This window comes from Paraburkholderia sp. CI3 (assembly GCF_050436505.1).
GTDB classification, from domain to species: domain Bacteria; phylum Pseudomonadota; class Gammaproteobacteria; order Burkholderiales; family Burkholderiaceae; genus Paraburkholderia; species Paraburkholderia tuberum.
Window position 1 is genome coordinate 141,922 of record NZ_JBNDMI010000003.1, and the last position, 22,601, is coordinate 164,522.

At 65.5% G+C, this 22,601-nt stretch carries 21 protein-coding genes and 1 pseudogene; 9 read left to right on the forward strand and 13 right to left on the reverse strand.

The window, feature by feature from the left end:
• Positions 1–31 precede the first annotated feature (31 nt).
• The 4 genes from OKW29_RS09500 to OKW29_RS09515 form a co-directional block, all read right to left on the reverse strand.
• The gene (locus tag OKW29_RS09500; RefSeq protein ID WP_184073377.1) at positions 32–1,324 is read right to left on the reverse strand and encodes an MFS transporter; all 1,293 of its coding nucleotides are present in this window, start codon (positions 1,322–1,324) and stop codon (positions 32–34) included.
• Positions 1,325–1,687: 363 nt separating this feature from the next.
• On the reverse strand, positions 1,688–2,866 hold the full coding sequence (locus tag OKW29_RS09505) for a porin (RefSeq protein WP_429292472.1): 1,179 nt from the start codon (positions 2,864–2,866) through the stop codon (positions 1,688–1,690).
• A gap of 330 nt (positions 2,867–3,196) precedes the next feature.
• A complete protein-coding gene (locus OKW29_RS09510) occupies positions 3,197–4,312 on the reverse strand; it encodes a succinylglutamate desuccinylase/aspartoacylase family protein (protein WP_429290871.1) in 1,116 nt (371 codons plus the stop codon).
• Positions 4,313–4,579: 267 nt separating this feature from the next.
• The gene (locus OKW29_RS09515; RefSeq protein WP_184039263.1) at positions 4,580–5,362 is read right to left on the reverse strand and encodes an ABC transporter substrate-binding protein; all 783 of its coding nucleotides are present in this window, start codon (positions 5,360–5,362) and stop codon (positions 4,580–4,582) included.
• A 651-nt stretch (positions 5,363–6,013) separates the two neighbouring features.
• On the opposite strand from OKW29_RS09515, the gene OKW29_RS09520 reads away from it, so the two are divergent.
• The 3 genes and pseudogenes from OKW29_RS09520 to OKW29_RS09530 all read left to right on the forward strand — a co-directional run.
• Positions 6,014–7,255, forward strand: a complete 1,242-nt coding sequence (locus OKW29_RS09520) for an extracellular solute-binding protein (protein ID WP_429290872.1) — start codon at positions 6,014–6,016, stop codon at positions 7,253–7,255.
• Positions 7,255–9,093 carry a diguanylate cyclase domain-containing protein gene (locus OKW29_RS09525; RefSeq protein ID WP_187613752.1) on the forward strand — a complete coding sequence of 613 codons (1,839 nt, stop codon included), beginning with the start codon at positions 7,255–7,257 and terminating at the stop codon, positions 9,091–9,093. Before OKW29_RS09520 ends, OKW29_RS09525 begins: the two co-directional genes overlap by 1 nt.
• A pseudogene (locus tag OKW29_RS09530) lies at positions 9,090–9,317 on the forward strand (hypothetical protein); the annotation flags it as partial. The gene OKW29_RS09525 and the pseudogene OKW29_RS09530, both read left to right, overlap by 4 nt.
• 26 nt (positions 9,318–9,343) lie before the next feature.
• Here the strand turns inward: OKW29_RS09530 and OKW29_RS09535 are convergent.
• From OKW29_RS09535 to phnG, 7 genes are read right to left on the reverse strand one after another with little or no spacing between them, the layout of a single operon-like run.
• A complete protein-coding gene (locus OKW29_RS09535; RefSeq protein WP_429290873.1) occupies positions 9,344–10,477 on the reverse strand; it encodes an alpha-D-ribose 1-methylphosphonate 5-triphosphate diphosphatase in 1,134 nt (377 codons plus the stop codon).
• A 38-nt stretch (positions 10,478–10,515) separates the two neighbouring features.
• Positions 10,516–11,304 carry a phosphonate C-P lyase system protein PhnL gene (gene phnL, locus OKW29_RS09540; RefSeq protein ID WP_429290874.1) on the reverse strand — a complete coding sequence of 263 codons (789 nt, stop codon included), beginning with the start codon at positions 11,302–11,304 and terminating at the stop codon, positions 10,516–10,518.
• A gap of 8 nt (positions 11,305–11,312) precedes the next feature.
• Positions 11,313–12,083: a phosphonate C-P lyase system protein PhnK gene (phnK, locus tag OKW29_RS09545; protein ID WP_429290875.1), complete on the reverse strand. Its 771-nt coding sequence runs from the start codon at positions 12,081–12,083 to the stop codon at positions 11,313–11,315.
• Entirely contained in the window at positions 12,080–13,030 is a 951-nt protein-coding gene (locus OKW29_RS09550) for an alpha-D-ribose 1-methylphosphonate 5-phosphate C-P-lyase PhnJ (RefSeq protein WP_429290876.1), read from the reverse strand. Before OKW29_RS09550 ends, phnK begins: the two co-directional genes overlap by 4 nt.
• Entirely contained in the window at positions 13,027–14,163 is a 1,137-nt protein-coding gene (locus OKW29_RS09555) for a carbon-phosphorus lyase complex subunit PhnI (protein WP_429290877.1), read from the reverse strand. Before OKW29_RS09555 ends, OKW29_RS09550 begins: the two co-directional genes overlap by 4 nt.
• The gene (phnH, locus tag OKW29_RS09560) at positions 14,163–14,780 is read right to left on the reverse strand and encodes a phosphonate C-P lyase system protein PhnH (protein WP_429290878.1); all 618 of its coding nucleotides are present in this window, start codon (positions 14,778–14,780) and stop codon (positions 14,163–14,165) included. Before phnH ends, OKW29_RS09555 begins: the two co-directional genes overlap by 1 nt.
• Entirely contained in the window at positions 14,780–15,295 is a 516-nt protein-coding gene (phnG, locus tag OKW29_RS09565; RefSeq protein ID WP_429290879.1) for a phosphonate C-P lyase system protein PhnG, read from the reverse strand. The genes phnH and phnG overlap by 1 nt, the downstream gene beginning before the upstream one ends.
• 179 nt (positions 15,296–15,474) lie before the next feature.
• Here phnG and phnF point away from each other — a divergent pair, with 179 nt between their 5' ends.
• From phnF to phnN, 3 genes are read left to right on the forward strand one after another with little or no spacing between them, the layout of a single operon-like run.
• Positions 15,475–16,233 carry a phosphonate metabolism transcriptional regulator PhnF gene (gene phnF / locus OKW29_RS09570; RefSeq protein ID WP_184039300.1) on the forward strand — a complete coding sequence of 253 codons (759 nt, stop codon included), beginning with the start codon at positions 15,475–15,477 and terminating at the stop codon, positions 16,231–16,233.
• Positions 16,230–16,994, forward strand: a complete 765-nt coding sequence (locus tag OKW29_RS09575) for a DUF1045 domain-containing protein (RefSeq protein ID WP_429290880.1) — start codon at positions 16,230–16,232, stop codon at positions 16,992–16,994. Before phnF ends, OKW29_RS09575 begins: the two co-directional genes overlap by 4 nt.
• Complete coding sequence (gene phnN, locus OKW29_RS09580; protein ID WP_090809526.1) at positions 16,991–17,542, forward strand: phosphonate metabolism protein/1,5-bisphosphokinase (PRPP-forming) PhnN; 552 nt, start codon at positions 16,991–16,993, stop codon at positions 17,540–17,542. Before OKW29_RS09575 ends, phnN begins: the two co-directional genes overlap by 4 nt.
• 15 nt (positions 17,543–17,557) lie before the next feature.
• Here the strand turns inward: phnN and OKW29_RS09585 are convergent, their stop codons facing one another.
• The gene (locus OKW29_RS09585) at positions 17,558–18,466 is read right to left on the reverse strand and encodes a LysR family transcriptional regulator (RefSeq protein ID WP_184039306.1); all 909 of its coding nucleotides are present in this window, start codon (positions 18,464–18,466) and stop codon (positions 17,558–17,560) included.
• Between the two features lie 111 nt (positions 18,467–18,577).
• On the opposite strand from OKW29_RS09585, the gene OKW29_RS09590 reads away from it, so the two are divergent.
• The gene (locus OKW29_RS09590; RefSeq protein ID WP_429290881.1) at positions 18,578–19,768 is read left to right on the forward strand and encodes a M20 aminoacylase family protein; all 1,191 of its coding nucleotides are present in this window, start codon (positions 18,578–18,580) and stop codon (positions 19,766–19,768) included.
• Between the two features lie 84 nt (positions 19,769–19,852).
• On the opposite strand, the gene OKW29_RS09595 is transcribed toward OKW29_RS09590, so the two are convergent.
• Entirely contained in the window at positions 19,853–20,677 is an 825-nt protein-coding gene (locus tag OKW29_RS09595) for an IclR family transcriptional regulator (protein ID WP_018424811.1), read from the reverse strand.
• Between the two features lie 244 nt (positions 20,678–20,921).
• Between OKW29_RS09595 and OKW29_RS09600 the strand changes: the two genes are divergently transcribed.
• On the forward strand, positions 20,922–21,626 hold the full coding sequence (locus OKW29_RS09600) for a FadR/GntR family transcriptional regulator (protein WP_184073348.1): 705 nt from the start codon (positions 20,922–20,924) through the stop codon (positions 21,624–21,626).
• 73 nt (positions 21,627–21,699) lie between these two features.
• A complete protein-coding gene (gene ltnD, locus OKW29_RS09605; RefSeq protein WP_429290882.1) occupies positions 21,700–22,590 on the forward strand; it encodes an L-threonate dehydrogenase in 891 nt (296 codons plus the stop codon).
• The last annotated feature ends 11 nt before the right edge of the window (positions 22,591–22,601 follow it).

Below are 22,601 nucleotides of genomic sequence, written 5' to 3' on the forward strand. Positions count from 1 at the left end.
GTCGGTTCAACGAAGCCCGCGAGGCAGAGACTCAGCGTGCGTGCAGTCGCACGCGTGCCCACATCACGGTGAAAAGGCTGAGCACGGCCGCGAGCATCAGATAGAGTCCGGGCGCGAGATTATTGCCGGTCGCCGCGATCAGCGCGGCAACGGCGAGCGGCGTGAAGCCCCCGAACACGGTGGTGCCGATGTTGTAGCCGAACGCCATGCCGGTCGTGCGCGTGCGGGTCGGGAACAACTCGGACATCAAGGCCGGAATCGGCGCGAAGTAGGTCGCCTTCAGCAACGCGACCCACGTGACCGCGGCAAGCAACGAGCCGAGCGACGGGCGCGCGTTCATCAGCACGAAGGCGGGATACACGGTCGCGAAGAACAGCACGCCGGCGCCGAGCATGATGCGCACGCGGCCTACCTTGTCGGACAGATGACCGACGACCGGCGTGAGCATCATCATGATCAGACCGGCCGCGAGCGTCGCGATGAAGCCCGACGATGGTGCGAGTCCGAGCTGCCGCGCCGCGTAGGTCGGCATGTAGAGCAGCATGTAGTTGGCCGTGGTGGTCAGCACGAGCACGCCGATCGACACGAGCACCCGTTCCTTTTGCGTCGCGAGCAGTTCTCGCACCGGCGCGGCGGATTTTTCCGCGCGCTCGAACTCCGGCGTTTCGTCGATGCGGCGGCGAATGTAGAGCCCGACCGGACCGATCAGCATGCCGAACAGGAACGGAATGCGCCAGCCCCAGCCTTCGAGTTGCGCGGTCGTCAGCGTGCTCGTCAACACCGCGCCGAACAGCGACGCCAGCACCGTGCTCGCGCCCTGGCTCGAGAACTGCCAGCTCGCCATGAAGCCTTTGCGCTCCGGCGCATGTTCGATCAGAAACGCGGTCGAACTGCCGAACTCGCCGCCCGCCGAGAATCCCTGCAACAGCCGCGACGCGAATACGCCGATCGGCGCGAGCACGCCGATCGCCGCATACGACGGCATCAACGCGATCATGCTGGTGCCGAGCGTCATCATCGCAATCGATAGCGTCAACGATGCCTTGCGGCCTTTGCGGTCGCTGAACGAGCCGAGCGCGAGCGCGCCGATCGGTCGCGCGAGATACGACAGCGCGAAGGTGCCGAGCGTGAGCAGCAGCGACACGGTGCGGTCGTGCACCGGAAAAAACGTGCGCGACAGCACGGCCGCGAAGTAGCCGTACACGACCAGATCGTAGAACTCCAGTGCGTTGCCGATCGAGGTCGCGAGAATCAGCCGCGATACGCTCGAGCGCGAAGTGTGCCGCGCGAGCGCGTCGGCGGTGGTGACGGAGTCCATGCTCATGACGAAGTCCTCTGGCGGCATTGGGAGGCGCGCCGGCAGTGTCGCGTGAGCGGCGCGGGCGCGGGATCGAAGCGTGTGACCCGATGTTGGGGTGGACGATATTGATAGACAATTACAATATTTGGCAGATATCGTTGCCGAAACGGCAAAGCAGAATCGAGATGACCCAGCTATTCGATATCGCATGCAGTCTCGAAGGCCTCGCGTTCGATCCGGCGTTCGTCGAATTGCTGACGGGCGCGATCGAGAATCCGGCGTTGCTCGACTGATTGCGCGCCGCAAAAGAAAAAGCGCCCCGTAGGGCGCTTTCCATCGATTCGATCAGGCAGGGAACACAGATGTTCCCCACCGCGAACCGTCTGCTTAGAACTTGTGACGCAGACCGAGACGGAACGCCAGCTGATTGTCGGCGCCGACGCCCGACGTGCTGAAGTAGCTCGAGCTCGAACCGATCTGTGCCTGCAGATCCTGCGTGCCGTTGCGGCCCGACGCGATCTGATAGATGCCCAGCACGTACACGTCCGTGCGCTTCGACAGCGCGTAGTCGCCGCTCAGGTTCACCTGGTTCCAGTGACCGACGTTCGCGCCGCTCAGGTGCATGTACGTGTAGCCCGCACCTGCCGTGATAGCCGGCGTGACCGCGTACTTCGCGCCTGCTTCGTAGGCGGCGAACGTGGTCGACCCACCCGAGATCGGTGCGAGGCGCGTGTTCGTGTACAGGGCCCACAGCGTCGCCGGGCCGAATGCGTAGCGGCCGCCAACGCCGAACGTGCGCAGATCCTGGATCTGGCCGTTGCCGATCGTCGGGAAGGTGACGTTTGCCAGCGAAGTCGAGAAGGCCGGCGATGCCTGGCCCGGATAACGGATGTCCGTGTACGCCGCGCCGATACCGAACGGGCCGTTCGCGTAGTTCGCGCCGAAGCTGTAAGCGCGCGACGAACCTGCCACCGGGGCAGTGGACGTGCCCGTACCCGGCGTGCCGGCAAAGCCGCCTGCCGTGTTCGAGAAGCCGTACATCGCGCCGAAGGTCAGGCCGGAGAAGTTCGCGCTGCTGAACTTGACCGAGTTGTTGATACGGCTCGACGTGAGCTGGTCGACGTCGTTGATGTGGTAAGCGTAGTTGCCCGCGACGGTCTGGCCGCCGGTCGCGTAGTTGGAGCCGAGGTAGTCGGTCGAGAACGAGTACTGGCGACCGAACGTCAGCGAGCCGACGTTGTTCTGCGACACGCCGACGTACGCCTGGCGGCCGAACATCGCGCCGCCCTGGCCGGCGGTGCCGTTTCCGCTGTTGAAGCCGTTTTCCAACACGAACAGCGCCTTCAGGCCATTACCAAGGTCTTCCGTGCCACGCAGGCCCCAGCGGCTGCCGTTCGCGACGCCGTCGTCGTACTTGGTCAGGCTGCTGTGGCCGGTGGCCGTTTTCGAGTTGTTCACGTAGCTGATACCGGCATCGATCAGGCCGTACAGCGTGACGCTGCTTTGTGCGTGAGCGGCGGAGGCGAAGACGGCAAACGTAGCGGCGGTCAGGATTTTCTTGTTCAACATACTTCTCCGAGTTAGCAAATTTTGGCGATCGCGACGCGCTGCTCTGCGGCAACGTCGCGCGATGGCCGGCAATTTAAGGGAGCGCTGAGTAAGGTATGTGACACTGAAAAATTCTTTCCACGGTGTCGTGTCGGCGCGACACTTTGCGTGTGCACCGGAGGCAGGTGTATCGGTGGCGGGGCGGGTCGGTCGACCCTGGGAGCGAGGCTGGACGCGTGGCAGCGAATCGCCCGCCTGGCGGCGGGCGATCGGTTATTTCAGCTGGTGCGTGAAAATGCAGTTACATGGCCGGCCGCGACAGCAGCGACGGTCGCAGCGGCTCTGGCGTCAGTTGCTCAGCAACGAGCCGCTGCGGAACGGCGTCTGGCCGGCGATGCGCGCGAATTCGAGGCCGGCCGTCGCGAAACGCGCCAGATGCCGCGCGTACAGCACGCCGGCCACGGTGTTTTTGATCGTGACGACGCGGTCCGTCAACGGATCGACGATGTCCGCGATTTCCTGGCCCACGTCCACCCACGTGCCGACCGCGCAGCGGTAGACGAGCACGCCGCTGATCGGCGCGACGAGCGGCTCGGCGCCTGCGAGCGGCGTCGCCGCGAATTCGAGCGCCGGCATCGGCGCCGGCTCGCCGTCGACCACGCCGCGCGAGGTCAGATACTCGATGATCGCCTGCGCGTCTTTTTCCGCGAGTTCGTACGACACATCGCGCTGGCCGCGCAGTTCGATCGTGACCGAGATGCCGCCGTTCGGGATCGGGAAGCGCTCGCCGAAACGGCCGCGCAGATCCGACCAGCAGAAGCTGTGGATCTCGTCGAACGGATTGCCGACCGAGTTCAGCGCGAGCAGCGACGCCTTCGCGTCCAGGTAGCGCGCGAGCGGCTCGACTTCGGGCCACAGGTCCGGATTGGTGTACAGGTGCATCGCGGCTTCCCAGTCGCAATGCAGATCGAGCACGACGTCGGCGTCGTACGAGAGCTTTTGCAGCGCGAGGCGTTGCGAGCCGAGTTCGGTGGTCGGCTGCTGCGCGTCGAGCGCTTCGCGCATCGCCGCGCGGATGGCGGCGCGGTTCGCGTCGATGTCGCTGGTCAGACGCGATTCGATGAACGGCTGCACGAGTTCCGCGAGGTCGTAGAAGTTGCGGTTGAAGTTCTGCGCGCTGCCGGTTTCGAAGCGGCCGAGCATCTGGCCGAGCAGATGCTGATTAAGGCCGATCGGATTCGGCACCGGCACGACCACGACTTCGCCACGCAGCTTGCCCGCGGCTTCGAGCGCGGCCAGCTTGCGGCGCAGCGTCCACGACACCAGCATCCCGGGCAGTTCGTCCGCATGCAGCGACGACTGGATATAGATTTTCTGGCCGTCGCCGGGGCCGTAGTGGAAACTCGTCAGTTCACGGGCGGTGCCAAGCGACGGGGCAATCAGCGGATGGGTCAGGGTTTGCATGGTTTTGGCTTCGCGGCCCGGTCGGAGCAGCCGCGCTAGGTGGTTGATTGCAAGGGGAAAGATGCGCGCCGGCAGCGCGCGTGGTCCGCATGCGCGGACTGCGGCAACCTGTCTCAGGGGAGCCGCGTCTCGCACGATCTTAGCCGATATGCCACACGATGTGGCTTGATGTGGCTAGATGTGGAGCCGCAAAAACAAAACGGGCTCCGCGTCGCGGAGCCCGTTTCGGACACGCTGCCGGCGCGCCGTACGGCGCGCGTGGGCGATTTAGCTGCCGTACACGTCGAAGTCGAAGTACTTCTTCTCGATCTTCTTGTAGGTGCCGTCCTTGATCATGTCGGCGATCGCCTTGTCGACCTTCACCTTCAGATCGGTGTCTTCCTTGCGCATGCCGATGCCGGCGCCATTGCCGAGGATCTTCGGATCGTCGAGGTCCTTGCCGACGAACGCGAAGCCCTTGCCGCGCGGCGTCTTCAGGAAGCCCTGGTCAGCCTGCACCGCGTCTTGCAGCGCTGCGTCCAGACGGCCCGAGATCAGGTCGGCGTAGACCTGGTCCTGGTTCTGATACGCCACGACTTTCGCGCCCGCCGGTTCCCAGTAGGTCTTCGCGTAGGTTTCCTGGATGGTGCCCTGTTCGACGCCCACCGTCTTGCCCTTCAGCGATTCAGCGGTCGGCAGGATGCCCGAGCCCTGCTTCGCGACGAGGCGCGTCGGCGTGTTGAACAGCTTCGACGAGAAAGCGATCTGTTCGGCGCGTTGCGGCGTCATCGACATCGACGACAGCACGCCGTCGAACTTCTTCGCCTTCAGTGCCGGGATCATGCCGTCGAAGTCGTTTTCCACCCACACGCACTTCGCACCGACGCGCTTGCAGATTTCGTTGCCGAGGTCGATATCGAAGCCCACGAGCTTGCCGTCCGCGCCTTTCGACTCGAACGGGGGATAGCTGGCATCAACACCAAAACGGATCGTCGACCAATCTTTCGCGTGTGCGCCAATCGAGACGGTGGCAAGCAGAGCAACCGTCAAAGCCGCTAGCAGTTTTTTCACTGTTTTTACTCCTCGGTGTAGTTCAATTACGCCCTCGGCGGTTGTGCCGCCTCGGGACGCCCGGCGCGACTCGCAAACGGGCTTCTGGTCAGGATGCAAGCCGGGGTGGCCTGCAACGCGCGCCAAGCTTACCAGTTCAAAAATATTGGGAAGCTAGTAAAACACCGGATGGCGCGGGAGGAGGCCCTCTAGAGCAACGCTTGCGCCCCAGCCGGTGTTGCCGGATCGTACACCGTTGGTCGGGTTTGCGTAACGCGGATGCAATGCACGAGCGGTAATACGAAGGGCCGGCGAGCGTAATCGACTGGGATTTACGCCGGTTTTCTCGCGAGTTCACCGAAAAACGGTTTGAAACGCGAGTTTGAAACGTGGACGGATCGTTAAAGCTCGCGGCTGAATTTGCCGTTAATTAAGAACAGCCTCGAGGCTATTGCCTTGCACGTTATTACCAACACCGATATTTTTGCCCCGCCGTTTCGAACCGGTGCAAAAACAAAGGCTTTGGCGCTATCATCGATGCTCCCTGCGTTGGACGCCGACCGCCCGCGCAGGCGGCGATCGCTCGGGCGCAGGTCGTTGGATAGCCGTCAAGATTCAAATTCCGCGCGTTTGCGCTCGCTCACATGGCCTTTCTGCTCAACGGTGTTATGCATGCACACGATGTTGTTCACGGCGGATCGAACAGGCTGTCGTAAACAGACTTTTAAGCGACAAATCGCGAGCGCCGGCGTGCGGGCTCGCGCGGCATTATTGCAACGCCGTTTTTTTGACAGTTTTTTGTCGAGCGTTACATCGGGATTTTCATCGATTGGCGCATCCGGATTTTCGTGCGACGTTTTTTCCGGGTTTTTACCCCGCGTGTCGCGCGTTCTGATAGGCGCATTGCTGTGCGCGGGTTTCGGCGCGGCGACGCCCGCAGCGGCCGCCGAGAAAGTGCTGCACGTTCTCGCATGGCCCGGCTATGCGGACCCGGACGTCGTGAAGGCGTTCGAAGCGCGCTACGGCGCGAAGGTCGAGGTCACGCTCGTCGATTCCGATGAGGCGCTGTGGGCGCAGATGCACAGCAAGGGCGCGCCGCCGTTCGACGTACTCGCCGCCAACACCGCCGAAATCCGCCGCTATACGCAGGCGAAGCTGCTCGCGCCGCTCGATCTCGCGAGTCTGCCGAATACGAAGAAGCAGTTGCCGCGTTTCCAGGCGCTCGGCTCGATCGACGGCCTGACCTCGGCGGGCAAGGTATACGCGATTCCGTTCACGTATTCGTCGATGGGACTCATCTACGATCGCAAGCAGATTCCGGTTGCGCCGCATTCGATGCTCGAACTGTGGAACCCGCGCTATCGTGGCAAGGTGCTCGACTTCAATAGCGCGCAGCACAACTTCTCGTTCACCGCGCTTGCGCTCGGCTATCCGCATCCGTTTCAACTCGACCCCGCGCAGATGCGCACGATCGCGCACAAGCTCGTCGATCTGCGCCGCAACCTGCTGACCTACTACACGCTGCCCGAAGAGGCGACCGCATTCTTCATCCAGCACAAGGTCGCGTTGATGTTCGGCAACTACGGCACGCAGCAGGTGCAGTTGCTGCGGCGCGCGGGCGCCGACGTCGGCTACGTAATTCCGGACGAAGGCGCGCTCGCGTGGCTCGATTGCTGGTCGATGACGCGCGCGGCGAGCGACCAGCCGCTCGCGCTCGCATGGATCAACTACATGCTCGAGCCGAGCGTGAGCGCGTTGCTGACACAGCGCCAGGGGCTCGCGAACACGCTGACCGAGCCGGCCGAAGGCAGCGCCAACGCGCACATCGTCTGGATCAGTCCGGTGGAAGATATCGAGCGCCGCGAGCAACTGTGGACGCGCATCGTGTCGGGCGACCGTTCGGAGCGCTTCTGATGCTGCATCGCGGCCTGACCTTCAAGCTATCCGTGCTGCTCGCGTGCATCGGCGTGCTGGCGTCGGGCGCGACCGGCTATTACGCGTATCGCGCGAATCGCACGATGCTGGTCAACGAAGCGGAGCACAGCCTGCAGACGTCGACGGAGCTGCTCGGCCAGCGCATCGCGGTATCGATCGACGACGTCGCGGCGGACGCGCTCGTGCTCGCGACGATGCCGTCGTCGGTGAGCGTCGCGCAGACCGACGACGGTATCGGCCCGAACCTCGGCCGCGAGCGGCTCGCGCAGGTGTATTCGAGCTTCATGCTGCACCACCCGGAGTATCTGCAGGTGCGGCTGATCACGCGGCAGCATCACGGTCTCGAACTGATCCGTTTCGATCGCGACAGCGATGGCCTCGTGCGTGTAGAGGGTGACGATTTGCAGGAAAAAGCTCAGTTTCCCTACGTATTCGAAACGCTCGCGTTTTCGCCGGGCCGCATCTACACGTCGCCGATTTCGGTCAATCACGAATCCGGCACGCATGCGGCGCAAGGCAAGCCGACGCTGCGTCTCGGCACGCCGATCGCGGATGCGCGCGGCACGGTGGTCGGCGTCGTCGTAATCGATGTCGATCTGGCCGGCATGCTGCGGCGTTTGCAGAGCGATCTGCCGAGCGACTATCAGGTCTATCTGGCGAACGAGTGGGGCGACTTCCTGATCCATCCCGACGCGTCGAAAACCTTCGGCTTCGACCGCGGCCGGCGCGTGCTGATGCAGGACAGCTTCCCGGCCACGAAGCAGCTGTTCGAGCAACGCCAAAGCGAGGTGCTCATCAACGGTCTCGCTAGACCCGGCGAGGCGGCCGGCCGTGTGCTCGCGTTCGTGCGGCGGCCGTTCGGCGGTTCCGAGGGCAACCGCTTCATCGTGCTCGGTCTCGCGAAGCCGCTCGAGGACGTGCTGACCGGCGCCAATCAGCTCGGCACGCGGATCATTCGCATGGTGCTGGTGTTCAGCGCATTGTCGGTACTGCTGGCGATCCTGTTCGCGCGAGCGCTGACCAAGCCGCTGCATCTGCTCGCGTATGCGGCGACGCACCTGTTCGCCGACCACGCGATGCACACCTTGCCGCTCAAACGCACCGACGAAATCGGCGTGCTCGCGCGCTGCTTCGAGCGTTTGCGTTGCGAAATCCGCGCGCAGATGGATACGCTGCACAGCAAGCAGAGCGAGCTCGTGCATCTGGCCTCGCACGACGTGCTGACCGGCTTGCCGAACCGCATGCTGTTCATGCAGAAGCTCGAGAACGCGATCGAGGAGGCAAGCTTCCGCCGCGAAGGCCTCGCCGTGCTGTTCGTCGACCTCGACCGCTTCAAGCAGATCAACGATCAGTTCGGTCACTCGGTCGGCGACAAGGTGCTGGTCGCGGTCGCACGCCGTCTGAAGGACGTGCTGTATGCCGGGGACGTGGTCGCGCGGCTCGGCGGCGACGAATTCATCGTGCTGATCGAAGGGCAGCGCGCGGCCGAGGTCACGCCAGAAATCGCCGAGCGCATCATGGACGCGCTGAACGAAACGCTGACCGTCGACGGCAATAGCATGACGGTCGGCGCGAGCATCGGCATCAGCGAGTTCCCGCACGACAGCGGCAATGCCGAGGAACTGCTGCTGAACGCCGATGCCGCGATGTATGCGGCGAAATCGGGTGGCCGTTGCGCGTATCTGCGCTATCAGGATCTGCTCGCCATGCGGCTCGACGAACAGGCTGGGCAGGCGAGGGCTGCCCAGGCCCAGCTGGCCCAGGCGCACGCCGCGCGCGATGCGACCGAGGGGCGCGAGGCGGAGCCCACCGCGTGACGCGGTCTTACCCGCGCCGGGTGCGCGAAGGACGCTTCATTCGCGAGGCGATCGAAACCGCGGTGGTGCGCAAGGCGGCAGTGCGCGCGCACGACCCGAGCGCCGCAGAAGACGCGATGCGCCACCATCTGCGCGAAATCCTCGTGTCGCTCGGCCCCATCGCCGAGCGCAATCCCGCGTGGTTCGAGGCCGACGAGCCGGAGCGTGTGCCGTTGTCGAGCTGAGACGCAGGCGCGCTCAACCAGCCCACTCAAACGATCCGCACCCCTGCGCGATAAGTCGCGCGCGGCACCGGGAGCTTGTCGAGCATCGTCACGCGCACGAGATCCGCGCGCAGGCCGGGCTCGATCGCGCCGCGGTCCGTGAGACCGGCGGTGCGCGCCGGCTCGGCCGAGACCGTTGCCATCGCGCGCGGCAGCGACCAGCCCGCTTTTTCGACGAGATCGAACACCGCGGTCAGCAAGCTCGACGGCACGTAATCCGACGACAGGATGTCGAGCAGGTCCGCGCGCGCGAGTTCCAGCGCCGACACGTTGCCCGAATGCGAGCCACCGCGCACGATGTTCGGCGCGCCCATGATCGTCGCGATGCCATGCTCGCGCGCGGCTTGCGCGGCGATCCGTGTGGTCGGGAATTCGGCGAGCACGATGCCCTCGGCCTTCGCCTGTTCGACGTGCTCGATCAGCGTGTCGTCGTGGCTCGCGACCGGAATGCCGAGCTGCCGGCAACGCGCGACGATCTCGCGGCGGTGCTCATCCGCGTAACGCTCCTGTTCGACCGCGAGTTCGGCGAGCGTGCTCGCGACACGCTCGTCGCTCATCTTGCCGTTGCGCTCCTGGAAGCGGCGCCATTGCTCGGGGTCGTGCCATTGGCGCTGGCCCGGCGTATGGTCCATCACCGACGCGAGCCGCAGCAGCGGATGCGCGCACAGCGAATCGAATACCTCGAGCACGTCGGCGGTCGCGATCTCGCAGCGCAGATGCAGAAAGTGCTCGGCGCGCAGCAGTCGACGCGTGGACAGCCGCAGCAGCGAATCGGCGCATTGCGTTTGCACATCGCGGTTACGCAGCCCAACGCTCGAGCGCGAGCCGATGGCGAGCGCGTCGAATACCGTGGTGATGCCGGCAGCGGCGACCTGCGCGTCGTGGATCACGAAGGCCGCGTCGGTATTCCATTCGACGCCGGGACGCGGCACGAGGTGCTTCTCGAGGTTGTCCGTATGCAGTTCGATCAGACCGGGCAGCAGATAATCGCCGTCCCAGTCTTCGGCGTCGCGCGCCAAACCCGCGCCGCGTTCGACGTCGCGAATCACGCCGTCTTCCACGCGCACGGTGCCAATGAATTCTTCGTCTCGCGTCACGATGCGAGCGTTGCTGATCAACATCGACTTGCTCCGTAGTCAGTCGGGACTGGTGTCAATTTTTAGTGCCGCAGCGGCGGCCGCAGTTCCAGGCGGCGCGTCGCGACCTTGTTGCGGGTCTCTTCGTCGTGAAAGATACCAACGATCGCCGCGCCGCGCTCGCGCGCCTCGACGATCAGATCGGCCACAACGTCGCGGTTTTCCGCATCGAGCGAAGCGGTCGGTTCGTCGAGCAGCAGCAGCGGATGTCCGGCGATCAAACCTCGCGCGATGTTCACGCGTTGCTGCTCGCCGCCCGAAAACGTCGCGGGCGCGAGCGACCACAAACGTTCCGGCACGTTCAGCCGCGCGAGCAATTCAGCGGCGCGCGCGTTTGCTTCAGGTTCGGCGACGCCGTGCAAGACCAGCGGCTCGGCGACCAGCGCAAGCGTCGGCACGCGCGGGATTACGCGCAAAAACTGGCTCACATAGCCGACCACGCGACGGCGCAGCCGCAGCACGTCACGCGCTTCGGCACCGGTGATTGCAATGGGCCGACCGTGATCGCTGGTGTCGCGGATCGCGATCGAGCCGCTGCTCGCCAGATAGTTGCCGTACAGACAGCGCAGCAGCGTGCTCTTGCCCGCACCCGACGGCCCGACCAGCACCACGCATTCACCGCGCTCGACCTCGAGCGAGACGTTCGCGAGCGCGTCGATCCGCACGCCGCCCTGGCCGTGCAGCGTGAAAGTCTTGCCGATGCCGATGGCGCGCAGCATCAGCGCCGCGTTGTCGGCGAAAGCGCGCTCGCCGTGGCGTGCATCGCTGCCTGCTTCATTGACTACCTCAGTGACTACCTCAGTGGATTGCATCGTAAACCTCAAACCGGCAGAACCGAGGAAACCAGCGTTTGCGTATACGGGTGCTGCGGATCGTCGAGCACCTGATCGGTCAGACCCGCCTCGACGACTTCGCCCCCCTGCATCACCATCAGCCGATGCGCGAGCAGACGCGCGACGCCGATATCGTGCGTGACGATCAGCACCGACAGATGCAGCGTCGAGCTCAGCGTGCGCAGCAAATCGAGCAGACGCGCCTGCACGGACACGTCGAGACCGGCGGTCGGTTCGTCCATGAACACCAGACGCGGACCGGTGACGAGATTGCGCGCGATCTGCAGACGTTGCTGCATACCGCCCGAAAACGCGACGGGGAATTCGTCGATGCGCGTCGGGTCGAGCTCGACGCGCTCCATCCATTGCGTGGCTGTGCGGCGAATTTCGCCGTAGTGGCGCGCGCCGACCGCCATCAATGGCTCGCCGATGTTGGCGCCGGCCGATACGCCGCTGCGCAGGCCGTCGCGCGGATTCTGCTGCACGAAGCCCCACTCGGTGCGCGTCAACAGACGGCGGCGCGGCTCGGACAGCGCGCGCAGATCGAGCGAGTCGCCATGCGACGCGGTGTAGTGCAGCGAGCCGCTATCGGCCTCGGTCTTCAGCGCCAGCGTGTTGAGCAGCGTGGTCTTGCCCGAACCCGATTCACCGACGATGCACAGCACTTCGCCCGGATACAGATCGAAACTCACGTTGCGGCAACCGTTGCGGCCGCCATATTGTTTGGTGAGCGCGCGTGCGCTCAGAAGCGGCGTCATGCGGATTCTCCTTCGCGCGTGGCGTGGGGCAGCGGCGCTTGCGCTTCGATAGCGCCGTCGCTATCGCTATCGCCATCGCCGCGCCGCCCGTGACAGTAGTCGCTGTCCGAGCACACGAACATGCGCGTGCCCGCATCGTCGACGATCATCTCGTCGAGAAAGCTTTCCTTCGATCCGCACAGCGCACACGCGTGCTGCCACTTCTGCACTTCGAACGGATGATCGTCGAAGTCGAGGCTGCGCACCGGCGTATAAGGCGGAATCGCGTGAATGCGGCGCTCGCGGCCCGCGCCGAACAGTTGCAGCGCGGCGTTCATATGCATCTTCGGATTGTCAAACTTCGGGATCGGCGACGGCGAGCTCAGATAGCGATGATTGACGATCACGGGGTAGTCGTACGTGGTCGCGATGCTGCCGTGATGCACGATGTCCTCGTACAGTTTCACGCTGATCAGCCCGTAATCGGCGAGCGCATGCAGCGTCTTGCATTCGGCGACGCGCGGCTCGAGCCGGTACAGCGGCTCGGGCATCGGCACCTGATAGACGAGGATCTGCCGCTCGGTCAGCGGCGTTTCGGGAATCCGGTGCCGCGTCTGGATGATCGTCGCTTCGCTCGTGTGCCGCGTGGTCGCCACACCCGTGGTGCGCGCGAAGAAGCGGCGGATGTTGACGGCGTTGGTGGTTTCGTCGGAGCCCTGATCGATGACCTTCAGCGTGTCCGTCCTGCCGATGATCGCGGCCGTCACCTGGATGCCGCCGGTGCCCCAGCCGTACGGCAGTGGCATTTCGCGCGACGCGAACGGCACCTGGTAGCCCGGCACGGCGACTGCCTTCAGCAGCGCGCGGCGCAGCATGCGCTTGGTCTGCTCGTCGAGATACGCGAAGTTGTAGCCGTGCGCGGCGGTGTCGTATGAGGTGTTGGCAACAGCGGTGTCGGGCGCGTTCATGCTGCCTTCTCCTTGTCGGTGGCGTGGCCTGTTTCATCGTTGCTGCGATGCTGCGCGCGCAAACGCCGCACCAGCTCCAGCTCCGCCTGGAAGTCGACGTAATGCGGCAGCTTCAGGTGCTGCACGAAGCCCGACGCCTCGACGTTGTCGCTATGCGACAGCATGAACTCGATGTCCTGCGTCGGTGACGCGAGCGTCTCGCCGAGTTCTTCGGCGCGCAACGCGCGATCGACGAGCGCCATCGCCATCGCCTTGCGCTCCGAGTGGCCGAACGCGAGGCCGTAGCCCTGCGTGAAGGTCGGCGGCACCGTGCCGCTGCCCGCGAACTGGTTGATCATCTGGCATTCGGTGATGTCGATATCGCCGATGTCGACCGCTTCGCCGAGTTCGTCGAGGTCCATCTCGACCGCGATCGTGCCGAAGCGGATCTCGCCCGCGAACGGATGCGAGTGCGCGTAGCCGCGTTGCGTCGCATAGCCCATCGCGAGCAGAAAGCCTTCGTCGCCACGCGCGAGATTTTGCAGACGCGTCGCGCGGCTCGCCGGAAAGGCGAGCGGTTCACGCGACAGGTCGCCGGGTTCCGCGCCGTCGGGTGTCGGGCGCTCCTGTTCGATCAGGCCTTCCTTGTCGAGCAGCGACACGACGCGCGGCATCGATTCTGGCGCTGGCGGTTCTTGCGGAACGGGCGCGTTGCCACGCGTCACGTCCTGCCGCGCGTCATCACCATCGGCGAGCAACGCGAAATCGAGCAGACGCTGCGTGTAGTCATAGGTCGCGCCGAGCAGCTGGCCGCCGGGCAGGTCCTTGAACGTCGCCGAGATGCGCCGCTCGACCTGCATCGTTTCGGTATCGATGGCGCGCGTATAGCCGAAGCGCGGCAACGTGGTGCGATACGCGCGCAGCAGGAAAATCGCCTCGACCAGATCGCCGGCCGCCTGCTTGATTGCGAGCGCCGCAAGCTCCTCGTCGTAGACCGAGCCTTCGGTCATCACGCGTGCGACCGCGAGCCGCAACTGCTCGCGAATCTGCGCGACGCTCAGCTCGGCAATTCGCGTATCGCCGCGGCGCGCTTTGTCGAGCAGGCGCCACGACGCTTCGATCGCGCGTTCTCCACCTTTGACGGCAACGTACATCAGTTCACCCTCGCTTCGGTTGTGCGCGGCAGGCCGATCACGCGCGGGCCGCAAACCAGATAACAGTCGATGCCGCACGGAAACAGCGGCGCGAGCATTGCGCGTTCTTGCCAGAACCGCGCGGGAAGACCGACCGGCGAAATCGTTTCGGCATCCAGAATGCCGGGGCCGCTCAGCGTGACCGCTGCGCCGCCCGTCAGCGCGTCGACGCGGATCAGCAACGTGGCCGATTGTTCCGGTGACTCGGCGCTGCCGGGCGCGAAGCTTTCGAGCGATGGCAACGCGTCGGCATCGTGCACATACACGAACACGAACGCGGCGTTGCCGGGCGCATCGACGAGCGGCGCGCCGGTATGAAAACGCAACGCCGACGCGAGCGCGGGATCAGGCTGCGCGAGCCACACCGGCGTCGCGTAGTCGCAGAGCGTCAGCAGTGCGGCAAACGCGGCGGGTTCGACCGGCGTGTTGCGCAACTCGGGCAGCACGTCGCGGATCACGCCGATCGTGCCGGGCCGCGACAACGCGTCGAGCAGCGTGCGAAACACGGCCTGGGTATCGTGGACCGGGTCCGCGAAACCCGGCGTCAGCGTGGACAACGCAATCGGTGAACGTTCCATCAGTCGCCTCGCACCATCGTGAAGAATTCGACGCGCGTCGCCGCGACGTCCTGTTGCTGTTGCGCGCCCCGGGCCTGCTGTTGCGCGGCGAATGGCTCGATCAATTGACGATGCAGGCTGTCGTGATGCTCGGGCATCTGCAGCAAGGCATCGGCGAGCGCGGCAAGTTCGGCGCGACGGCGGTCGCGTCCCAGATGGCAGGCGACGCCGACGGTGGCTTCGGCGTCGCCGCTGGCATGCAGACGCAGCGTGGCGCGCGTGACCGTGGCTTCGCCGAGATTGAACGGATCGCCGCTGCCGCCGATGCGCCCGCGCACCATCGCGAGGCCGATTTCAGGGGGGCGCAGCCAGTCGTAGGCGGGGGTGGGGCGGCCTTGCAGCGCGCGCTGCAGCGCGGCTTCGAGGTCGGCGTGCGGCGTGCGCGCCAGCACGGCCATCCAGGCGCGCCGCGCCGCCGAAGACACGGCCGGCAACGGCGAAGAGGGTGGATTGGGCGGAACGGAACTCGGGCTCATCGGATTTCCTGTCGATCCAGCGAGTGGGTATTGAAGCATCTATTCATCTAAACGTCTAGACGTTTATAAGCATAGTTGTCTGGACTGTCGTGCGCGGCGGACATTCATATTTTCATCACGGCTCGCGCACTACAATGCACGTCATGGCGATCATTTGAACCGAAGGGAATGACAGCACCATGACATCGAACGACAGCGCGGCCCCGGCCACGACGCTCGAACGCGGCGCGGGCGTGGCCGTCTGGAGACAGATCGAACAGATTCTCGCCGCAGAGATCACGGCAAGCGGGTTCGGCGAAGAAGGGCGGCTGCCGAGCGAGGGTGAGCTGGCGAAGCGCTTCGACGTCAACCGTCACACGGTGCGCCGCGCGATGCTCGGCCTCGCCGCGCTCGGCCTCGTCAGCGTCGAGCAGGGGCGTGGCACGTTCGTGCAGCCCGGCGCGATCGACTATTCGATCGGCCGCCGTACGCGTTTCACCGAGAACCTGCGTCAACAACACCACTCGCCCGCGGGCACGATGCTGTCGGCCGCGCGCGTGAAGGCCGAGCCCAGTGTCGCGAAGGCGTTGGGTCTGCGCGCGGGCGCGGCGGTCTATCGCATCGAATCGCTGAACGCGTCGGACGGCGTGCCGCTCACGTACGCGCGCAGCTGGTATCCGGCCGCGCGTTTTCCGGATTTGCCGGAGGTCGTGCAACGCCTCGGCGGCACGACGAAAGCGCTGGCCGAATTCGGCGTGGACGATTATCTGCGCAAGTGGAGCCGCATCGGCAGCGTGCTGCCCGAGCCGGAAGTCGCGCGGCGGCTCAACATCAACCGTCAGCAGCCGGTGCTGTGGGTCGAGAACGTCGACGTCGATCTGCAGGGCACGCCGGTCAAATACGGCTTCACGCATTTCGCGGCCGATCGCGTGCAACTGCTCGTGGAGCATGACCTGTGAGCGGCCCCGTATGGAGTGCCGAAGCGCGCTTTGCGCTGTACTACGCGCCGTCGGTTGAATCGGCGTGGTGGCAGGCCGGCTCGACATGGCTCGGCCGCGATGCGCACAGCGGCGAGCGCCGCGCGCAGCCGCAGCCGCCAGGCCTGACGCGCCCGCTCGCCGCATTGACCGACGCGCCGCGCCGCTATGGCTGGCATGGCACGCTGGTCGCTCCGTTCCGGCTCGGCGCCGGCGCTACGCAGCCCGACGTGCTCGCGGCCGCGCGAGCCTGGGCGCTCGCGCAGCGGCCGTTCACGTTGCCGGTAGAAGCGGCCACGCTGGGCGACTTCGTCGCGTTGCGACCGGCCGATGCAGATGGCGAGACGCGCATTCGCGAACTCGCGTCGAACGCGCTGCAGTCGCTCGACGGGCTGTGCGCGCGGCCGTCGGCGGCCGATCTCGAGCGACGGCTCGCCGCGCCGCTCAGCGAACGCCAACGTGCGTTGCTGTTGCAATGGGGCTATCCGTACGTGTTCGACGAGTTCCGTTTTCATATGACGTTGTCCAGTTCGCTCGCCGATGCCGACGAGCGCGCGACGCTGATCGCATGGTGGCGGGAGCGCACGCCCGCGCTCGGGCCGCTCGCTGTCGATCAGGCCGCGCTGTTCGTCGAGCCGGCGGCGGGTGAGCCGTTCGTGCTATGGCAGCCGCTGCCGTTCAGCCACGGCGCGCAACCTGGCGATCGCACGAACAAGCAGCAAGACGAGGTGAGCAGCCAATGACTGGGCGTTTGATCTATGTGATGGGGCCGTCGGGCGCGGGCAAGGATTCGCTGCTGCAGTTCGCGCGCATGCGGCTCGCCGGCGAGCCGCTCGTATTCGCGCATCGTTACATCACGCGGCCGAGCGGCAATGGCGAGGTGCATGTTGCACTAAGCGTCGAGGAGTTCGCCGCGCGCTCGGTGCTTGGCCTGTTCGCGCTCGAATGGTCGAGCCATTCGCTGCGCTATGGCATCGGCATCGAACTCGATGCGTGGCTCGCGCGCGGCTGCACGGTGGTCGTCAACGGCTCGCGGCAGTACCTGCAGCATGCGCTCGCGCGCTATCCACGCGCGGAAGTGGTGCACGTGAGCGCCGCGCCGCATATTCTCGAAGCACGGCTCGGCGCGCGGGCGCGCGAATCGTCGGAGCAGGTCGCGGCGCGGCTCGCGCGGCGCGCGCCGTTTGCGTTGCCGGCCGGCGTGCGCTGCACGACGATCGACAACTCCGGCGCGCTCGAAGAAGCGGGGCACGCATTGATCACGGTGCTCAAGGAGCAGGTGAGCGCGTAGCGCAAGCGCGCGGCCTTACTGCACGGCTCCCATCCGCTCCCGCGTCACCTGCCGCAAACATGCGACGAACTGCTGCACGGCCGGCGTCGGCAGCAGATCGCGTCGCGAGATGATGCTCAGATCGTAGTTCGGCAGCGCGTCTTCGATCTGTGCGACGCGAATGCCTAGAGGCGCGACCCTTTGCGCAAGCGGTCGCGTGAAGCAACTGATCACGTCAGTCTGCGACACGAGCCCGAGCGTGACTGCAAACGACGACGGCGCGCGCAGCAAGCGCTTCGGTACCGGCAAGCCGTGCGCGCTGAACATCGCCATCATCACGCTGTGCGGGAAGTGGTCGGCGCCGACCGTGACGATCCACTCGGCGTCGAGCAGCTCGGACAGACGCGTGACGTTCGCGAGCGGATGGCCAGCGCGCATCGTGACGACGAACTGCGTCGAGTACAGCGGCACCTGCACCAGATCGTTATCCAATGCCAGAACGTGATGGATCGCCGCGAGATCGAGCGCGCCGTTGCGCAGACGCGCGAGCGCGTCGGGCACCGTCACTTCCTCCAGATGCAGACTCACGAGCGGCATCCGCTCGCGAAAGCTCGACACCGCATGCGGCAGTACCGTCAGCGCGAGCGATGGCATCGTGCCGACGCTGACCTTGCCGGCCAGTTCGCCCTTGACCTGCTCGACGGCCTCGACCGTGCGGCGCATGTCGCCGAGCAACTGCTCGGCGCGCGGCAACAGCGCGAGCCCGCACGCGGTCAGCTCGATGCCGCGCACGCTGCGCACCATCAGCTCGGCGTTGAGCGCGCTTTCCAGCTCGCGAATCGTATGCGTGACGGCCGGCTGCGTGACGCCAAGCTCACGCGCGGCGGCGCGCAGACTGCGGTGATGCGCGGCGGCGACGAAGGCCTGCAACTGCTGCAGCTTCATAAGGGTAACCCCGTATATAAGGCCTGTTAATCAGGGTGAAAAAAATAGCATCTTATTCGAACAAAACGGCGTGGCTATAGTGCGAGGCTACTCACTGGAGCCATACAAACTATGAACGAGACCCCGCGTTTGACCGAAGTGTCCGATCTGGAACCCGCTGCCGCGAGCCTGCGCGAGATTCGCCATCACATTCACCACCATCCGGAACTCGCGTACGAGGAAGTGCAGACCGCGGCGCTCGTCGCGGAAAAACTCGAACAGTGGGGCTGGCAGGTCACGCGTGGGGTCGGCCAGACCGGCGTGGTCGGCACGCTGAAAGAGGGTGACGGCAAGCGCAGCATCGGCATTCGCGCAGACATGGACGCGTTGCCGATCATCGAACAGACCGGCCTGCCGTACGCGAGCGGCACCCACGGCAAGATGCACGCGTGCGGCCACGACGGTCACACCACGATCCTGCTCGGCGCCGCACAACGTCTCGCGGCGACGCGCAATTTCTCGGGCACCGTGCATTTGTATTTCCAGCCGGCCGAGGAAAGCGGCATCGACAGCGGTGCGCTGAAGATGATCGACGACGGCCTGTTCGAGCGCTTCCCGTGCGACGCCGTGTTCGGCCTGCACAACCATCCGGGAGCCGAGCCGGGCGTGTTGCTGTTCCGCAAGGGACCGTTCATGTCGGCGGGCGACAAGGCGATCATCACGATCGAAGGCGTCGGCGGCCATGCGGCGCGTCCGCATCTGACCGTCGATCCGGTCGTGGTCGCCGCGAGCATCGTGATGGCGCTGCAAACGATCGTCGCGCGCAACGTCGATCCGTCGCAGCCCGCCGTGGTGACGGTCGGCTCGATGCACGCGGGCACCGCGAACAACGTGATTTCCAGCAGCGCGCGGCTCGAACTCAGCGTGCGCTCGTTCAGCCCCGAGGTACGCGCGTTGCTGAAAAAGCGCATCACTGAGTTGGCCGAGTCGCAGGCCGCGAGCTATGGCGGCAAAGCGCACGTCGAGTACATCGAAGGCTATCCGGTCGTCATCAATACGGATGCCGAAACGGATTTCGCGGTGCAGGTCGCGCGCGAACTGGTGGGCGACGACAAGGTGGTCGAGCAGACCGACATCCTGATGGGCAGCGAGGACTTCGCATTCATGCTGCAGAAGCGGCCGGGCACGTTCCTGCGCATTGGCAATGGCGTCGGCGAGGACGGTTGCATGGTGCACAACCCGCACTACGACTTCAACGACCGCAGTCTGCCGATCGGCGCGGCGTTCTGGGCACGGCTGGTGGAGCGCTATCTCGCGCAGTGAGCGCTTGATGCAAACGACGCGGCGCGCACGAGGCGTGCGCGCCCGGCTACTCATCACCGCGCGGCCAGAGCCACGAAACGTTCATTAGCCGCGCCGCGCGACCATCTCCGAGACTGTCTGCGCGGCTCGCTGCAGCGGTTCCAGAAACGCCTTCACCATCTGTTTGGCCGAATTGCGCTGTGCGTTGCCGCTGATGTTCATCGCGGCGATCACGCGGCCCTGGCGATTGCGAATCGGCGCGGACAGCGAAATCAAGCCGCCTTCGAGCTCCTGATCGACGATCGCCCACCCCTGGCGACGCACCTGCTCGATCAGCTTCTTCAACTCTTGCTTGTCGGTGACGGTGCGCGGCGTGTGCGCGTAGAGCGGCGTCGAGTTCAGCGTCGCGTCGAGCGTCTCGTCGTCGAGCGAGGCAAGCAGCACGCGGCCCATCGACGTGCAGTACGCGGGCAGGCGGCTGCCGATCGACAGGTTGATCGTCATGATCTTGTGAGTCGGCACGCGCAGCACGTAGACGATCTCGGTGCGATCGAGCACGGCCGCGGAGCAGCTTTCGTGCACCTGCGCCGACAGGCTTTCCATCACCGGTTCGGCGAGATTCCAGAACGGCATCGAGGTCAGATACGCGAAGCCGAGGTCGAGAATCTTCGGCGTCAGGCGAAACAGGCGTCCCTCGGCTTCCACATAGCCGAGTGTTTGCAGCGTCAGCAGGATCCGGCGCGCGCCGGCGCGCGTGAGGCCAGTCGCCGCGGCGACGTCGGTGAGCGTCTGTTCAGGCCGCGTCGCGTCGAACGCGCGGATGACCGCGAGGCCGCGCGCGAACGACTGCACGTACGAGTCGCCCGGTTTCTCCGGGGCCGGTTCGGCGTTGGCGGGCGCGACGGAAGACGGCGGCAGGGCTTTGCTCATGGACCTTGATCGTGGGTTCGGAAGAGTGCGCGCGAAGGACGCGCGACGCGCGTTCGTTTCGATGCGGCGACGCGTTTTGCGTTGCGGCGCAAAGGCGAGACGATAGCTTAAGCCTTCTATTTCGCCAAATAACGCCGATTCGTGCAAAAACCCCAGGGTTTGCGTGGATGCGATTCCCACTCCAAATTTGTATGATGACCCGATAACCTGACTAGTTCGCGACACCCTGTCCAACCGATCCACCATGTTCGACAAGATTCCCGCGCGCGCTTTGAGCGACACAGTCGCGCAGCAACTGCTGAAGCAGATCGACAAGGGCACCTTCGCGCGCGGCGCCAGGCTGCCGACCGAAGCCGTGCTCGCGCAACAGTTCGGCGTAAGCCGCACGGTGATTCGCGAGGCGCTGTCGCGACTGAAGAACGAGGGGGTGGTCGAGCCGCGCCAGGGCAGTGGCGTGTTCGTCGCCGGGCACGGCGCGATCCGCCCGCTGCGAATCGACTACGCGGAAGCCGTGGAGCCGGGCTCGGTCGTGCAGATCCTCGCGCTGCGTCGCGCGATCGAGGCGGAGGTCGCGTCGGAAGCCGCGATGCGCCGCAGCGATGCCGACATGGCTGCGATCGACGCCGCGCTCGCGCGCATCGAGCGCGCGGTCGGCAACGGCGAAGACGGCGTCGCCGAAGACGTCGCGTTTCATCGCGCGATCGCGGCGGCTACGGGCAATCCGTATTTCCTGAAGACGTTGACGTTCCTCAATCAGTACCTCGAAGCGGGCACGGTCGTCACGCGCCGCAACGAGGCGCTGCGCGAGGACTTCTCGCGGCAGGTGCGCGAGGAGCACGCGGCGATCGCCGCGGCGATTCGCGCCGGCGATCCGATGGCGGCGCGCAATGCCGCGCAGACGCATCTGTACAACGCGGCGCGGCGGCTTGCCGAGGCGGGCATCGTCTGACGCGCTGAAAGGTGCGCGGTGATTCCGACGCGCGCGAACCCACGAATGCGGCACCAATCCATAGAGGTCATGCATGTCGAGAAATGTCGGTGTCATTGGCTTGGGGGCCATGGGGCTCGGCGTCGCGCGCTCGCTGTTGCGCGCGGGCTTCAGGGTCCACGCGTGCGACTTGCGGCGCGACGCGCTGCAGGCGTTCGTCGATGAAGGGGGCATCGGCTGTGCGACGCCCGCGGAGCTCGGCGCGCGGTGCGAGGTCGTGATCACGCTGGTCGTGAATGCGGCGCAAACCGAGGCCGTGCTGTTCGGTGAGCACGGCGCGCTCGCGGCCATGAAGCCGGGCGGCGTCGTGATCGCGAGTGCCACGGTCGCGCCGGAGTTCGCGAGCGATCTCGGCAAGCGCGTCGAGGCGGCCGGTCTGCAGATGCTCGATGCGCCGGTGTCGGGCGGCGCGGCGCGCGCGGCGTCGGGCGAGATGACGATGATGACGTCCGGTCCCGCGGCCGCTTATGCCGCGTGCGAAGACGTGCTCGCCGCGATCGCCGGCAACGTGTATCGGCTCGGCGCCACGCATGGCGCAGGCTCGAAGGTGAAGATCATCAACCAGTTGCTGGCCGGCGTGCATATCGCGGTGGCCGCCGAGGCAATGGCGCTCGGCCTGCGCGAAGGTGTCGACCCGCACGCGCTGTACGACGTGATCACGCACAGCGCGGGCAATTCGTGGATGTTCGAGAACCGCGTGCCGCATATTCTCGCGGGCGACTACACGCCGCTGTCGGCGGTCGATATTTTCGTCAAGGACCTCGGCCTCGTGCTCGATACCGCGCGTCGCACGAAGTTTCCGTTGCCGCTGTCGGCGGCAGCGCATCAGATGTTCATGATGGCGTCGACGGCGGGCCACGGTGGCGAAGACGACTCGGCGGTCGTGAAGATTTTCCCAGCCATCGAATTGCCGACGAAGCAATAGGCGAGGGAGAG

Bases quoted from the DNA above. Each gene is read 5' to 3' on its own strand.
- phnL (WP_429290874.1), bottom strand. From the start codon at position 11,304: ATGCAATCCACTGAGGTAGTCACTGAGGTAGTCAATGAAGCAGGCAGC.
- phnF (WP_184039300.1), top strand. From the start codon at position 15,475: ATGACATCGAACGACAGCGCGGCCCCGGCCACGACGCTCGAACGCGGC.
- ltnD (WP_429290882.1), top strand. From the start codon at position 21,700: ATGTCGAGAAATGTCGGTGTCATTGGCTTGGGGGCCATGGGGCTCGGC.
- OKW29_RS09525 (WP_187613752.1), top strand. From the start codon at position 7,255: ATGCTGCATCGCGGCCTGACCTTCAAGCTATCCGTGCTGCTCGCGTGC.
- OKW29_RS09510 (WP_429290871.1), bottom strand. From the start codon at position 4,312: ATGCAAACCCTGACCCATCCGCTGATTGCCCCGTCGCTTGGCACCGCC.
- OKW29_RS09555 (WP_429290877.1), bottom strand. From the start codon at position 14,163: ATGTACGTTGCCGTCAAAGGTGGAGAACGCGCGATCGAAGCGTCGTGG.
- phnK (WP_429290875.1), bottom strand. From the start codon at position 12,083: ATGACGCCGCTTCTGAGCGCACGCGCGCTCACCAAACAATATGGCGGC.
- OKW29_RS09595 (WP_018424811.1), bottom strand. From the start codon at position 20,677: ATGAGCAAAGCCCTGCCGCCGTCTTCCGTCGCGCCCGCCAACGCCGAA.
- OKW29_RS09600 (WP_184073348.1), top strand. From the start codon at position 20,922: ATGTTCGACAAGATTCCCGCGCGCGCTTTGAGCGACACAGTCGCGCAG.
- OKW29_RS09535 (WP_429290873.1), bottom strand. From the start codon at position 10,477: ATGTTGATCAGCAACGCTCGCATCGTGACGCGAGACGAAGAATTCATT.
- phnG (WP_429290879.1), bottom strand. From the start codon at position 15,295: ATGAGCCCGAGTTCCGTTCCGCCCAATCCACCCTCTTCGCCGTTGCCG.
- OKW29_RS09585 (WP_184039306.1), bottom strand. From the start codon at position 18,466: ATGAAGCTGCAGCAGTTGCAGGCCTTCGTCGCCGCCGCGCATCACCGC.
- OKW29_RS09520 (WP_429290872.1), top strand. From the start codon at position 6,014: ATGCACACGATGTTGTTCACGGCGGATCGAACAGGCTGTCGTAAACAG.
- OKW29_RS09550 (WP_429290876.1), bottom strand. From the start codon at position 13,030: ATGAACGCGCCCGACACCGCTGTTGCCAACACCTCATACGACACCGCC.
- phnH (WP_429290878.1), bottom strand. From the start codon at position 14,780: ATGGAACGTTCACCGATTGCGTTGTCCACGCTGACGCCGGGTTTCGCG.
- phnN (WP_090809526.1), top strand. From the start codon at position 16,991: ATGACTGGGCGTTTGATCTATGTGATGGGGCCGTCGGGCGCGGGCAAG.
- OKW29_RS09590 (WP_429290881.1), top strand. From the start codon at position 18,578: ATGAACGAGACCCCGCGTTTGACCGAAGTGTCCGATCTGGAACCCGCT.
- OKW29_RS09500 (WP_184073377.1), bottom strand. From the start codon at position 1,324: ATGAGCATGGACTCCGTCACCACCGCCGACGCGCTCGCGCGGCACACT.